General features: G+C 52.9%; 12 protein-coding genes. 4 read left to right on the top strand and 8 right to left on the bottom strand.

The window, feature by feature from the left end; all coding sequences use genetic code 11:
• Positions 1-58: 58 nt before the first annotated feature.
• From brnQ to phoB, 3 genes are all read right to left on the bottom strand, one after another.
• Positions 59-1,378 carry a branched-chain amino acid transporter carrier protein BrnQ gene (brnQ, locus tag QMN38_RS10160; RefSeq protein WP_040232748.1) on the bottom strand — a complete coding sequence of 440 codons (1,320 nt, stop codon included), beginning with the start codon at positions 1,376-1,378 and terminating at the stop codon, positions 59-61.
• Between the two features lie 407 nt (positions 1,379-1,785).
• Complete coding sequence (phoR, locus tag QMN38_RS10155) at positions 1,786-3,081, bottom strand: phosphate regulon sensor histidine kinase PhoR (RefSeq protein WP_137384654.1); 1,296 nt, start codon at positions 3,079-3,081, stop codon at positions 1,786-1,788.
• A gap of 50 nt (positions 3,082-3,131) precedes the next feature.
• Entirely contained in the window at positions 3,132-3,821 is a 690-nt protein-coding gene (gene phoB, locus QMN38_RS10150) for a phosphate response regulator transcription factor PhoB (RefSeq protein WP_003021496.1), read from the bottom strand.
• Positions 3,822-4,011: 190 nt separating this feature from the next.
• On the opposite strand from phoB, the gene sbcD reads away from it, so the two are divergent.
• From sbcD to araJ, 3 genes are all read left to right on the top strand, one after another.
• Positions 4,012-5,214, top strand: a complete 1,203-nt coding sequence (sbcD, locus tag QMN38_RS10145; RefSeq protein ID WP_323604999.1) for an exonuclease subunit SbcD — start codon at positions 4,012-4,014, stop codon at positions 5,212-5,214.
• Positions 5,211-8,354 carry an exonuclease subunit SbcC gene (sbcC, locus tag QMN38_RS10140; protein ID WP_323604998.1) on the top strand — a complete coding sequence of 1,048 codons (3,144 nt, stop codon included), beginning with the start codon at positions 5,211-5,213 and terminating at the stop codon, positions 8,352-8,354. The genes sbcD and sbcC overlap by 4 nt, the downstream gene beginning before the upstream one ends.
• A gap of 194 nt (positions 8,355-8,548) precedes the next feature.
• Complete coding sequence (gene araJ / locus QMN38_RS10135; RefSeq protein WP_137384707.1) at positions 8,549-9,718, top strand: MFS transporter AraJ; 1,170 nt, start codon at positions 8,549-8,551, stop codon at positions 9,716-9,718.
• A gap of 4 nt (positions 9,719-9,722) precedes the next feature.
• Here araJ and mak read toward each other — a convergent pair whose 3' ends face one another.
• Complete coding sequence (gene mak / locus QMN38_RS10130; protein ID WP_323604997.1) at positions 9,723-10,631, bottom strand: fructokinase; 909 nt, start codon at positions 10,629-10,631, stop codon at positions 9,723-9,725.
• Between the two features lie 91 nt (positions 10,632-10,722).
• On the opposite strand from mak, the gene rdgC reads away from it, so the two are divergent.
• Positions 10,723-11,634: a recombination-associated protein RdgC gene (gene rdgC / locus QMN38_RS10125; RefSeq protein WP_137384658.1), complete on the top strand. Its 912-nt coding sequence runs from the start codon at positions 10,723-10,725 to the stop codon at positions 11,632-11,634.
• A 93-nt stretch (positions 11,635-11,727) separates the two neighbouring features.
• Here rdgC and ppnP read toward each other — a convergent pair whose 3' ends face one another.
• From ppnP to QMN38_RS10105, 4 genes are all read right to left on the bottom strand, one after another.
• Positions 11,728-12,012: a pyrimidine/purine nucleoside phosphorylase gene (gene ppnP, locus QMN38_RS10120; protein ID WP_003021477.1), complete on the bottom strand. Its 285-nt coding sequence runs from the start codon at positions 12,010-12,012 to the stop codon at positions 11,728-11,730.
• 71 nt (positions 12,013-12,083) lie between these two features.
• The gene (locus QMN38_RS10115) at positions 12,084-12,761 is read right to left on the bottom strand and encodes an AroM family protein (protein ID WP_323604996.1); all 678 of its coding nucleotides are present in this window, start codon (positions 12,759-12,761) and stop codon (positions 12,084-12,086) included.
• Between the two features lie 278 nt (positions 12,762-13,039).
• Complete coding sequence (gene aroL, locus QMN38_RS10110; RefSeq protein WP_137384660.1) at positions 13,040-13,585, bottom strand: shikimate kinase AroL; 546 nt, start codon at positions 13,583-13,585, stop codon at positions 13,040-13,042.
• A gap of 184 nt (positions 13,586-13,769) precedes the next feature.
• A complete protein-coding gene (locus QMN38_RS10105) occupies positions 13,770-14,225 on the bottom strand; it encodes a YaiI/YqxD family protein (RefSeq protein ID WP_101741820.1) in 456 nt (151 codons plus the stop codon).
• Positions 14,226-14,262 lie beyond the last annotated feature (37 nt).

Below are 14,262 nucleotides of genomic sequence, written 5' to 3'. Positions count from 1 at the left end.
TACAAAAACCACGGGGCCATATTAATAGCCCCGTGGTTAAAACTTATTGTCAGTGATATTAGTGTGCGCTGGAGGTCACTTGTCGACCCGCTGCGCGATCCCAGATAACGGCCAGGACCACCATCACGACTGTTGGCATCAACCACGCCAGCCCTTGTTCTGCCAGCGGTAAACGCTGGGTCCAGGCTGGTAAGACATCGCCAATTGCAGAAGCTTTAATGCCATCAAGGATACCAAAAATCAGGCTGATAAACATCGCAGGTGCAATGACGCGGGAAGAATTATGCCACCATGAGCGGGTAAAGCTTAATACAACCAGTGCGATACATGGCGGATAGATAGCCGTCAGCACCGGAATAGAGATCTGAATCAGATGGCTCAGACCCAGGTTAGAGACCACCATCGAGAAGCCGCCAAGGATAAACACCAGCGTACGATAAGACAGTGGAACATACTGTGCGAAGAACTCAGCGCACGCACAGGTCAGGCCAACCGCAGTGACCAGACAAGCGATGAAAATCAACGCCGCCAGCAGGAAACTGCCTGCACCACCGAAGGTATGCTGAACATACGCATGCAGAATTGCCGCACCGTTAGCAGATTGATCAACCAGCGTCGCACTGTCTGAACCCAGGCGGAACAACGCGAGGTACAGCAGCGTTAACCCCACGCCCGCCATCAGACCCGCCCAGACGGTGTAACGGGTCAACAGACGCGCTTCGGTAACGCCACGCGAACGAGCTGCGTTCACAATAACAATACCAAATACCATCGCACCCAGCGTATCCATCGTCAGATAGCCGTTCACAAAACCATTCGAGAATGCTGCGTTTTGATAGGCTTCCATTGCATTGCTGATCGGACCCGCAGGCCAGACAATCGCCGCCACGGAAAGCACAACCAGTGCCAGAATTTTCAACGGAGCAAGGAAGTTGCCCACGGTATCCAGCAGTTTGCCGGGATACAGTGACACCAGAATCACAATCGCGAAGTACACCACGCTGTAGATAAACAGCGGCAGCGCGGAATCACCGGTCAGCGGCGCAATCCCAACTTCGAACGAAACCGTTGCAGTACGCGGCGTGGCGAATAATGGCCCCACGGCCAGATAGCAGACGGTAGCCAGCAGCAGACCGGCAACTTTACCAATAGGTGTGCTCAGGCTGTCCACGCCGCCGCCCACTTTCGCCAGTGCGACCACGGTAAGTACCGGAAGGCCTACGGCGGTAATCAGGAAGCCAAAGGCTGCGGTCCAGACGTGTTCGCCTGCCTGCAAACCAACCATTGGGGGGAAAATAATGTTACCTGCACCAACGAACAGTGCAAATGTCATAAATCCCAGAGCGATAATATCGCGCGATTTTAACTGATGGGTCATAAAGTCTTACTGCCTGTGGATGTGGTGTTGAAAACGTTTAATTTTCTGCCTTTCCCTGCGGGATGATACAGCGGCATTTTTAAGCAATTCCAGCGGGAAATTCTCCCTGCCTGGCGCGGCGAAGAATAGTTTTTCGATTTACCGCGTAAATGCAGTCGGTATGACAGCATTTGATGCGCAATTTAAACGCTTATAACGTTTTAAAGCAAGGTGGGATCTAAAAACCAGAACAATATAGCGATATGAAAAACTGAGCTAGCACAAAACACCATTCCCTGGAAAAAGACATGGGTAATCATGCGAACAAAAAACAATCAAACGTCGTAAAATTCAGGATCTATTTATTGACTACAACAAAAAAAGCCAGCTTGCGCTGGCTTTTGGAAAGATAAGCTTACGAATACGTTTCAACCGTTATTTTTGGCAATTAAACGTTCCGCGAGCACAAAACTAAATCGTGTCCCTTTGCCTGGGGTGCTGTCGATATTCAAACGGCTGTCGTGATGATGCAGGGCATGCTTCACAATCGCCAGTCCTAATCCGCTCCCCCCCGTTTGTCGGGATCGTGCTTTATCTACACGATAAAAACGCTCAGTCAGACGTGGAATATGCTCAGCAGCAATCCCCGGACCGTTATCTTCCACGCTAAACTCCGCTCCCGACGCCACATGCTGCCAGCGTACGGTAATATGCGTTCCCGCAGGCGTGTGATTCACTGCGTTATACACGAGGTTTGAGATTGCGCTACGCAGTTGTTCTTCGTTGCCCCGCACATTCAGTTGGCTATCAACGTCAAAAGTAAACGTGTGTTTATGCTGGCTCAGCGTCTGTGCTTCGTGTTCAACCACGCGCAGCATCATCGGCACATCCACCTTTTCATTGAGCATCATCGCCGGTGCGGCTTCAATTTTCGACAGTGTCAGCAACTGCTTCACCAGCCCTTCCATACGGTAGGTTTGCTCACGCATGGTATGCAGCGCTTTTTCTCGCGTCGTCCCTTCCAGCGGGTGCTCCTGCATCATCTCCAGATAACCTTGCAACACCGTCAGCGGCGTGCGCAGCTCATGGCTGGCGTTGGCGAAAAAGTTACGTCGGGAACCTTCCAACTGGTGCATCTGCGTAACATCACGCGCCACCATCAGCAATTGCTTATCGGTGTAGGGCATTACACGAATTTCCAGATGCCGTCCGGTGTTGAGTACCAGATTAATTGGCCGACTAAAGTCGCGTGTTTTCAGATACAGCGTAAATTCCGGATAGCGCAGCAGGTTAAGAATGTTTTGCCCGCTATCATCCGGCCAGCGTAACCCTAAAACCTGCTGTGCCAGTCCGTTACACCAGAAAATCCCGCCTTCTTCAGTGGTCAGTACCACTGCGTCAGGCAGAGATTCGGCACCGCTGCGAAAGCGTTTAATGAGGTTGCCCAATTCGCGACGGCGCTTTTTGTTACGCAACTGCATTTGATGCAGGCCGTAGAGCAGTGGCTCCCAACTGCCACGACCCGGTGGAGGCGTCATACTCCTGTCGACCCACAGCCACCAGGACAAACGCAATAAATTCCAGAAATGCCAAATAAGCAGGCCCGTTACCGACGCCAGTAAAAACCAGGGTAGATAACCAAAAAAAGCGCTAAGGATAAACGCCGGTATGCAGCAAAGGATCAGCTCCAGTACCAGCCTTTTCCATGACAATCGTTCAAGCAAACGTCTTACTCCATTTACAGCCTAATCCCTCAGGCTCTTATTACCTGCACTCAGAAGCGGGTCGAAAAGCGATATCCCGTCCCGCGTACCGTCTGCACCATACGATCGTGTCCGCTATGCTCCAGCGCTTTACGCAACCGGCGAATATGCACATCGACCGTCCGGTCCTCGACATATACGTTGGTTCCCCACACATGATTGAGTAATTGCTCGCGGCTGTAGACACGCTCAGGATGGGTCATAAAGAAATGGAGCAATTTGAATTCGGTAGGCCCCATATCCAGCGGGTCCTCACCGGTCATCACACGGTGCGAGGTAGGGTCAAGACTCAGCCCTTGCATCTCGATAACCTCTTCCACCGCCATGGGGGAAATACGTCGTAAGACGGCTTTAATACGCGCCACCAGCTCCTTCGGAGAGAACGGCTTAGTAATATAGTCATCCGCGCCGGTTTCCAGACCCCGCACACGGTCTTCTTCTTCACCGCGCGCCGTCAGCATCATCACGGGGATATCCCTCGTCATCGCTTCCCGCTTGAGGTGTTTAATAAACTGTAGACCCGAGCCGCCGGGAAGCATCCAGTCAAGCAGGACGAGATCCGGCCAGGGTTCATTAAGTTGGTTCACAGCACTGTCATAGTCTTCGGCTTCTACGGGTTGAAAACCGTTTTGCTCGAGCACGAAGCAGACCATTTCACGAATTGGAGCTTCATCTTCTACGACCAGAATACGTCTCGCCATGATTTGCCCTGTTTATAATTAAATCGTTTGCCATCAATACCGTGGCATTATGCGTCACTTTTATGACAGATTTATGAAAAGATAGTCCAGGTTTAACGCAGCCAGGCGAATTATGACAGCCCGGAAACAAGATATTACCGCCCTTGCAAGGTTATAATCTCCGCCATCGTTTTTTTGTCATGGAACTCTTATGCGCATCCTCCACACGTCTGACTGGCATCTGGGCCAAAATTTCTACAGCAAGAGCCGCGCCGCTGAACACCAGGCCTTTCTCGACTGGCTGCTGGAAACGGCACAATCCCATCAGGTGGATGCCATTATTGTGGCAGGTGATATTTTTGATACCGGTTCACCGCCAAGCTACGCCCGCGAGCTGTATAACCGTTTTGTTGTCAATCTACAGCAAACGGGCTGTCATCTGGTCGTGCTGGCAGGAAACCATGACTCCGTTGCCACACTCAATGAATCCCGCGATATTCTGGCGTTCCTCAATACCACCGTTGTGGCCAGCGCGGGCCACACGCCGCAAGTGCTCCCTCAACGCGACGGCACGCCGGGCGCAATCCTCTGTCCGGTTCCTTTTTTACGCCCACGTGACATCATTACCAGCCAGGCGGGGCTAACCGGTCACGAAAAACAGCAGCATTTATTAGGTGCAATCACCGACTATTACCAACAGCAATATCAGGACGCCTGCGCGCTGCGTGGCGAGCAGAATCTGCCGATTATTGCGACAGGGCATCTGACCACCGTCGGCGCCAGTAAAAGTGACGCCGTACGTGATATTTATATTGGGACGCTGGATGCTTTTCCGGCACAAAACTTCCCACCAGCGGATTACATCGCGCTGGGACATATTCACCGGGCACAGGTCATCGGCGGTACAGAACATATTCGCTATTGTGGCTCGCCAATTGCACTCAGTTTTGACGAGTGCGGCAAAAGCAAATGTGTCCACCTGGTGAGCTTTGAAAACGGTAAGCTGAGCGCCGTTGAAAACCTCATCGTGCCAGTAACCCAACAGCTTGCAGTGTTGAAAGGCGATTTAGCGACAATTAGCGCACAGCTGGAACAATGGCGTGGCACGCATCATGAACCGCCGGTGTGGCTAGATATAGAAATCGCGACCGATGACTATCTGCACGATATGCAGCGCAAAATCCAGGCCCTGACCGAGGATTTACCGGTAGAAGTCTTATTGGTGCGGCGTAGTCGTGAACAACGCGAGCGCATCATGGCCAATGAACGGCGCGAAACGTTGAGTGAATTGAGCGTGACGGAGGTGTTTGACCGCCGTCTGGCACTGGAAGAACTCGACGATCCACAGCGTGAGCGTCTGAATCACCTGTTTAGCAGAACCTTACACACGCTCGCCGGGGAGACCGAAGCATGAAAATTCTCAGCCTGCGTCTGAAAAACCTCAACTCCCTGAAAGGGGAATGGAAAGTTGATTTCACGGCAGAGCCTTTTGCCAGCAACGGGCTGTTTGCTATCACCGGTCCAACCGGTGCCGGAAAGACCACCCTGCTGGACGCCATTTGCCTCGCGCTGTACCACGAAACACCACGACTCAATACCGTATCGCAGTCGCAAAATGACCTGATGACCCGCGACACGGCGGAATGTCTGGCCGAAGTTGAATTCGAGGTCAGAGGCGAAGCCTATCGTGCATTCTGGAGTCAGAACCGCGCGCGCAATCAACCAGAAGGTAACCTGCAGGTTCCGCGTGTCGAACTGGCTCGCTGCGCGGATGGCAAAATTCTCGCCGATAAAGTTAAAGACAAGCTGGAAATGACCGCCGAACTTACTGGTCTGGACTACGGACGCTTTACCCGTTCTATGTTGCTGTCTCAGGGGCAGTTCGCGGCTTTTCTCAATGCCAAACCGAAAGAACGCGCCGAGCTATTGGAAGAACTGACGGGGACCGAGATTTATGGACAAATCTCCGCCATGGTGTTCGAAAAACATAAAGCGGCGCGCACAGAGCTGGAAAAGCTACAGGCGCAGGCCAGCGGTGTTGCCCTGCTCGCCGCAGAGCAGGTACAGTCCCTGACAGAAAGTTTGCAGGTACTTACTGACGAAGAGAAACAGCATCTTACCCGTCAGCAAATCCAGCAACAGCATCTCAATTGGCTCATCCGACAAAATGAGCTACAGGCAGAAGTAAGCCGCCACCAGCAAGCCTTACAGACCGCAAAAGAGGCGCAAGAAAAAGCACAACCGCAGTTGGCGACACTTAGCCTGGCACATCCCGCCAGAGCGTTGCGTCCGTACTGGGAGCGAATTCAGGAACAATCCGCCACGCTCAGCCGAACACGACAGAATATTCAGGAAGTGAATGCTCGCTTACAAAGCAGCTTAGCGCTGCGTGGGCGCATCCGTCAGCAGGCACAAAAACAGTCGACAACCCTGCTCACCGAACAGCAGACGCTAACCGACTGGCTGAACGAACATGACCGTTTCCGCTTATGGAGCAGCGAACTGGCGGGATGGAAAGCGCTATTGGCACAGCAATCTGACGCTAACGAGCAGTTACGTCAGTGGCAAAAACTCCGCGACAGCGATGTGCGCAAGCTGGATGCACTGCCGCTTCCCTCGCTGGCCCTTAGCGCGCAAGAGGTCACGGTAGCGCTGGCGCAGCACTCACAGTTGCGCCCAATACGCCAGCAACTGAGCAATCTGCATGGACAAATTGCGCCGAAACAAAAACAGCTGGTACAGCTACGTACCGCAATTCAGCAGCGCCAGCAGGAGCAAGCGCAACGCAACGCGGCCCTGGCCGAAAAACGTCAGCGTTATAAAGATAAAAATCAGCATCTGACTGATGTAAAAACGCTCTGCGAGCAGGAAGCACGGATTAAAGATCTGGAAAGCCAGCGTGCTTTACTGCAATCCGGACAGCCTTGTCCGCTTTGTGGCTCCACGACGCATCCGGCCATTGAGCACTATCAGACTCTCGAACTGAGCGTCAATCAGGCGCGGCGTGAGGCATTAGAAAAAGAGGTCAAAACGCTGGCCGATGAGGGGTCAACGCTACGCGGACAGCTCGACGCGATAACCCAACAGCTACAGCGCGATGAACGCGAGGTACAGACGCTTTCTCAGGAGGAGCAAGCACTTACTCAAGAGTGGCAGGCGCTGACTACCCGTCTGAACATAACGTTACAACCGCAGGATGATATCGCCCCCTGGCTTGCAGCCCAGGAGGAACACGAACAACAGCTTCACCAGTTGAGCCTGCGTCATGCCCTGCAGGCACAAATTACTGCGCATTCCGAACAGATAATCCAGCTTCAGCAGCATATTGAACAGCGGCAGACGACGCTTCTGGCTGAATTAGCCCGCTACGGTCTGTCACTTCCTGCCGATGGCGAGATCACCGCCTGGCTTAACGCACGTGCGGGCGAAGCGCAGGTGTGGCAACGTCGCCAAAATGAGCTGACCGAGCTCCAGGCGAAAATGGCACAGCTTGTACCATTGCTGGAAACATTGCCCGAAACCGGCACAAATGAAGAAACAACAGAAAGCCTGGCGCTGGAAAACTGGCGGCAGGTGCACGATGACTGCCTCTCATTACAGGGCCAATGGCAGTCGTTGCAACAGCAGGAAGCCCAGGAAGCGCAACGCGCAGCAGAAATTCAGGCACAGTTTGATAGCGCATTGCAGGCCAGTGTTTTTGACGATCGCGACGCCTTCCTTGCCGCCCTGCTGGATGAAGAAGCATTTAACCATCTTGAGCAGCTTAAGCAGTCGCTGGAAGGCCAGCTACAACAAGCGCAAACGCTGCTTAACCAGGCTCAGCAGGCGCTGGCAACGCATCAGCAGCAACCGCCTGTCGGCGCGGATCTCACACTCACCGTGGACTATCTTCGCGATGCACTGGCACAGCTCACGCAACAACTGCGGGACAACACTACGCGCCAGGGCGAAATTCGCCAGCAGCTCAGGCAGGATGCCGAAAACCGCCAGCAGCAGCAGACCCTGATGCAAGAGATTGAAAAGGCCTCACTGCAGGTCGAAGACTGGGGCTACCTGAATGCGCTGATCGGCTCGAAAGAAGGTGATAAATTCCGCAAATTTGCCCAGGGACTGACGCTGGATAACCTGGTCTGGTTGGCCAACAATCAGCTGACCCGCCTGCACGGCCGCTACCTGTTGCAACGCAAGGCCAGTGAGGCGCTGGAACTCGAAGTGGTGGATACCTGGCAGGCCGATGCCGTGCGTGATACCCGCACGCTCTCCGGCGGCGAGAGCTTCCTCGTGAGCCTGGCGCTGGCGCTGGCGCTGTCCGACCTGGTCAGTCACAAAACACGCATTGACTCCCTGTTCCTCGATGAAGGCTTTGGCACGCTGGATAGCGAAACGCTGGATACCGCCCTCGACGCGCTGGATGCCCTGAACGCCACAGGCAAAACCATTGGCGTAATAAGCCACGTCGAAGCGATGAAAGAACGTATTCCCGTGCAGATCAAGGTTAAAAAAATCAACGGATTAGGTTACAGCAAACTCGATAAGATGTTTGCGGTGGAGTAATCAACCAACGGATGTGGTTTCACGGGCCGGATATGCGTAAGCATCATCCGGCATAATACATAGCACGATCGTGAATACACAAAGACGGATATGAAATGGCAATCCCTTTTTCTTATCCGCAAGCTATCCCTTTATTGGCGGCGAGCATTCGACGCTGTGGCGCACATCCTGCGTCTTTATTGTTGGCAGGTAGTATGAAAAAAGTCATTTTCTCTTTAGCTCTCGGGACGTTTGGGCTGGGCATGGCCGAGTTTGGCATTATGGGCGTATTAACCGAACTGGCGCGTGACGTGGGCATTTCCATTCCCGATGCTGGCCATATGATTTCGTTTTACGCCTTTGGCGTTGTCATCGGCGCCCCCATTATTGCCGTGTTTTCCAATCGTTTTTCGCTCAAGCATATTCTGCTGTTTCTGGTCACGCTGTGTGTGGTCGGTAACGCCATCTTCACCCTCTCTTCCAGCTATTTTATGCTGGCGGTAGGTCGGCTGGTCTCCGGGTTTCCACACGGGGCATTTTTTGGCGTCGGCGCGATTATCCTGTCAAAGCTGGCGCGTCCTGGTAAAGTCACCGCTGCCGTAGCGGGTATGATTTCCGGCATGACCGTCGCCAATCTGATTGGCATTCCCGTTGGCACCTGGCTGAGTCAGACGTTTAGCTGGCGCTACACGTTCCTGCTGATTGCCGTGTTTAACATCGCCGTTATTCTGTCGGTTATGTTTTGGGTACCCAACCTCCGCGACGAAGCAAAAGGCAGGCTACGCGAGCAATTTCACTTTCTGAAAAGTCCCGCACCGTGGCTCATTTTCTCCGCCACCATGTTTGGGAACGCCGGTGTTTTTGCCTGGTTCAGCTACGTAAAACCCTACATGATGTACATCTCTGGTTTCTCCGAAACGCTGATGACTTTCATCATGATGCTGGTTGGGCTGGGGATGGTGTTGGGCAACTTGCTGAGCGGACGACTGTCTGGTCGCTACACGCCGCTACGCATTGCGGTAGTAACCGATTTTGTGATTGTAGTGGCCCTGCTGCTGCTGTTTGCATTCGGCGGCATCAAAGCCGCCTCGCTGACGTTTGCCTTTATTTGTTGTGCAGGGCTATTTGCGCTATCAGCACCGCTGCAAATTTTACTGCTGCAAAACGCAAAGGGCGGTGAACTGCTGGGCGCGGCCGGAGGGCAAATGGCCTTTAATCTGGGTAGCGCAATTGGCGCTTACTTCGGCGGCTTAATGTTGACGCTGGGCTTTGCCTACAACTACGTCACGATCCCTGCGGCTCTACTGTCTTTTTCCGCGATGTCATCACTGCTGATCTATGGTCGTCTGAAGCGCGGTGTGCAACAGGTTGCACCCGCGACGTAAACGTTTATGCCTGCGACCACAGCCAGGCCGCGCCGCGCACACCACTGGAGTCACCGTGTAACGCCTTGCGCAGAGGCGTTTCACACTCACCACCAAAAACAAACTGCTTAATCAGTGACGGAACGTTTTGGTACAGCCTGTCGACATTGCTCATTCCCCCGCCCAGCACAATGACATCCGGATCGAGAATATTCACCACATGCGCTAACGATTTCGCCAGGCGTAATTCATATCGGCTCAGCGCCTGTTCCGCCAGTGCATCCTGTTCGTTTACCAGACGGATAATTTCACTGCCTTTTAGCGGATTTCCGCTCAGGCGATGATAATCAGTGGCAAAACCCGTCCCTGAGATAAAGGTTTCAATGCAGCCTTGTTTACCGCAATAGCAAGGCACCTCTTGTCGATAGCGCAACTCATCATCATCCATCCACGGCAGTGGATTATGCCCCCACTCGCCCGCCGTGCCATTCCCACCGGTATGCGCCCGGCCATTGAGCGCCACGCCGGAACCACAGCCGGTACCAATTATCACCGCAAACACGGTCTGCGCCCCCGCGGCTGCGCCATCGACCGCTTCAGACACCGCCAGGCAGTTAGCATCGTTTGCCAGGCGGACCTCACGGTTCAGTCGCGTACTCAGGTCTTTGTCAAAGGGTTGTCCATTGAGCCAGGTCGAGTTGGCATTTTTCACCACCCCGGTATAAGGCGAAATTGAACCGGGAATGCCCATCCCCACGGTGCCCGTCTTCCCGGTAGCTTTTTCCGCCATCTCCACCAGCGCGGCGATGGTTTCTATGGTTTGCCGATAATCATCACGCGGCGTCGGCAGGCGATAGCGAAAAAGCTGCTCACCCGCATCGCCAAGCGCGATAACTTCCGTTTTCGTACCGCCTAAATCGATACCTATACGCACGGTTTACTCCTCTTCCCGATTAACAATGCAAGCATAGCGACAATTCGCTATCATGCCCGCTGGATTTAACGACAAGGCCGTGGAAATTATCATGCTGTGGTTCAAAAATTTAATGGTTTACCGTCTTAGCCGCGATGTTTCTTTGCGTGCCGAAGAGATGGAAAAACAGCTGGCATCAATGACGTTCACCCCTTGCGGTAGCCAGGATATGGCAAAAATGGGCTGGGTGCCGCCGATGGGATCGCACAGCGATGCATTAACGCATACCGCCAATGGCCAAATTATTATCTGCGCCCGCAAAGAAGAAAAAATTCTGCCGTCGCCGGTTATCAAACAGGCGCTGGAAGCAAAAATAGCCAAACTGGAAGCTGAGCAGGGTCGCAAGCTCAAAAAGACCGAAAAAGACTCGCTGAAAGATGAAGTGTTGCACTCATTGCTGCCGCGCGCCTTTAGCCGCTTCAGCCAGACAATGATGTGGATCGACACCGTCAATGACCTGATCATTGTCGACTGTGCCAGCGCAAAGAAAGCAGAGGACACGCTGGCACTGCTGCGTAAAAGCCTCGGTTCACTGCCGGTTGTCCCGTTGACGATGGAAAACCCAATCGAACTGACGCTGACCGAATGGGTCCGTTCCGGCACGACGGCGCAAGGTTTCCAGTTACTGGATGAAGCCGAACTGAAAGCGATGCTGGAAGATGGTGGCGTGATCCGCGCGAAGAAACAGGATCTGGTTTGCGATGAAATTGCCGTACACATCGAAGCAGGCAAACTGGTCACCAAGCTGGCGCTCGACTGGCAGCAGCGTATTCAGTTTGTCATGTGCGACGACGGTTCCATTAAGCGTCTGAAGTTCAGCGATGAACTGCGCGATCAAAATGAAGACATCGACCGTGAAGACTATGCTCAACGTTTTGATGCCGATTTCATCCTGATGACGGGTGAACTGGCCGCGTTGATTAAAAGCCTGGTGGAAGGTTTAGGCGGCGAAGCACAGCGCTGAGTGACGTCGTATTGCCCGATGTCACCCCTTACGACTTATCTGGCCTACAATAGGCGTAGGCCAGATAAGTGAGTACTATCAGGCACTAAACAATTACAAATAGCGGCAAAGATAGGATGTTGGCTCTGCCACTTGCAGATGAAATTCGCTGTTGCCCGGTACGTTAAACACGTCCCCTGCGGCATACACTTTCCACTCAGTTTCCCCCGGCAGTAACACATTTAACGCACCGCTTACCACCGTCATCTCTTCAGGTGCCGCCGTACCAAAGGTGTATTCACCTTCCGCCATAACGCCAACGCTGGCGCGGCCAGTACTGCTGCTGGTAAAACCAATCGATTTTACTTTGCCGGAAAAGTATTCATTACTTTGAAGCATACAACTGGCCCTATCTCGTGATTAAGTTGATAACCAATATAGGGGCCTGACGTTGTAGCTGTCACGCAAAATTAAGCGAGCAACTCGGATGCCAGTCGGGCAATCAGTACGTTAGACAGAAGAACCGGGACATCCAGCGACTTTTGCAGTAAATCACGATGGCGTTGGTTAAACCCCAAACAATCCAGCATGATCACATCCGCCCCCTGCTCAAGCAGATCTTTTCCTGCATCAATCAGCTGTTGCTCAGAACCGTGAATCGGGTTTGCCACGGCATAGACAGGAGGCGTCTGTAGCACCTGCCATTTTTGTTCCTGGGCCTGGAGCAATTCGGCGACCGGCACAATCACCCCAACCTGATGCCCTTCCACAATTGAAGCCACCAGGGGAGGAATAATTCGTAAAGGCTCCAGCAGGATACTATTGCGGGCCGTCAGACGAGTAATTGAGGCCGTGCTCATCAGCAAAATAACGTCAAAACCCTGGTTATCCAGCACTTCAACAATACTTTGCAAATCACGCTCGACTTTCTGGCGCGAGACATGAGCCAGTTGATGGTCGCTCAGCAGCGTTAATAACAAATCTTCGCCGGGCGAGACCGCATACTCGGCCATCACATCTTCTCGCCGCATCTGTCCCAGCAGGCTGTGGTGAGTAATGTGTTGTTCATCGATATATTCCGTCAGGAGCGGTAACACCTCACAGATCGGCACAACACCAATCGTGAGGATAGCCAACGACGTACTCATTTGTTGCTCCACCGTCTTCTTACTTTGCCGTGAATTTCCGGACAAATGCCGGGTGCTGACCTGCGCTACAAATGCTCAAAAGCGTAGCAGCAGATCGGCGATGCATAGTGTAAAGATTCCAAATCATTCCAGTACTATATTGTTATCGCTTAATTTTCACTTTCCGCGGTATACCGGGAGGTTCGAAAATTGTGATACAGGCACGCTCTGGCAGAGGACAGATAATTTGTCTGCGCGCCCGGAATGGAGTGGAAAGGTCGGTCTATATCGGGCAGCCCTTAACAATAAGCTCCGCCCTGTAGCCGTGACCGGGCTTGCGACAGTATCGCAAGAATATCGGCCACAACCTGCGAAGGTTCATTCGTCGCATCAACAATATAATGCGCCGCTTCACGATACAGCGCATCGCGCTGCTCAAGAACTTCCTGCACTTCTTCGGTTAATGGCTTGCCGGTTAACGTCGGGCGCAATCCTTCCTCAGGCGCCACTTCCAGGCGGTTTACCAGTACCGATACCGGTGCATTTAAATAGATGACCATGCCGTGACTACGCATGTAGTGACGATTATATTCAGTAAGAATAATACCGCCGCCGGTCGCCACGACGGTTGAGGGGGCCGTAACGGCCTGCAAGGCGGTCGTTTCCTGGGCACGAAAACCTTCCCATCCTTCTCTTTCAACAATTTCAGCCACGGTCATCTGCACGTGTGATTGCAACCAGCGATCGGTATCAACGAACTGAAAGTCGATGGCTTTCGCCAGCGCCATACCGGTTGTCGTCTTACCACACCCCCGGGGGCCAACAAGATAAAGCGGTTGTGTCATCACAGAAGTTCCCCAGAGAACCGCAGGTAAGCGGGATCTGATGCTGTTAAAGTTATAATCATACCATCAAACTAGTACATCGCCAAAGCGTAAAGAATTAATTCCAACAAAGCGATAAAATCGATTAAACCCTACTATAACAAGAAGTCACAACGAAGAAAGTGTAAAAAATAAATTACAGTTATTATTTTCTACGTTGAACTTCCAGCCACCACTTGTCCAGTTCAGCCGCAAAATGTTGCCTGTCACGCGGTGAAAGGCTGTCAGGCCCCCCGGTCTGGATCCCGCTGGCGCGCAGCGTATCCATAAAATCACGCATCGTCAGGCGTTCACGAATCGTCGCCTCGGTATAGCGTTCACCACGTGGGTTGAGTGCCGCAGCGCCTTTTTCAATGACTTCAGAGGCCAGCGGAATATCCGCCGTGACAACCAGGTCTCCCGCGCTGCACTGGCGCACAATTTCGTTATCGGCGACATCAAACCCAGCCGGAACACGTAAGGTGCGGATAAAACGCGAAGGCGGAACGCGCAAACTCTGATTGGCGACCAAAATGAGCGGCATCTGCATTCGCTCGGAAGCCCGATATAAAATGTCTTTAATCACATTCGGACACGCATCCGCATCCACCCAAATCGTCATAACACCTCCAGACACATGTGCAATTGCACATTGTCTC

This window comes from Citrobacter sp. R-1.5.2 (genome assembly GCF_035064245.1).
Lineage (GTDB): Bacteria > Pseudomonadota > Gammaproteobacteria > Enterobacterales > Enterobacteriaceae > Citrobacter.
This window is presented reverse-complemented; position numbering and strand designations above follow the sequence as displayed.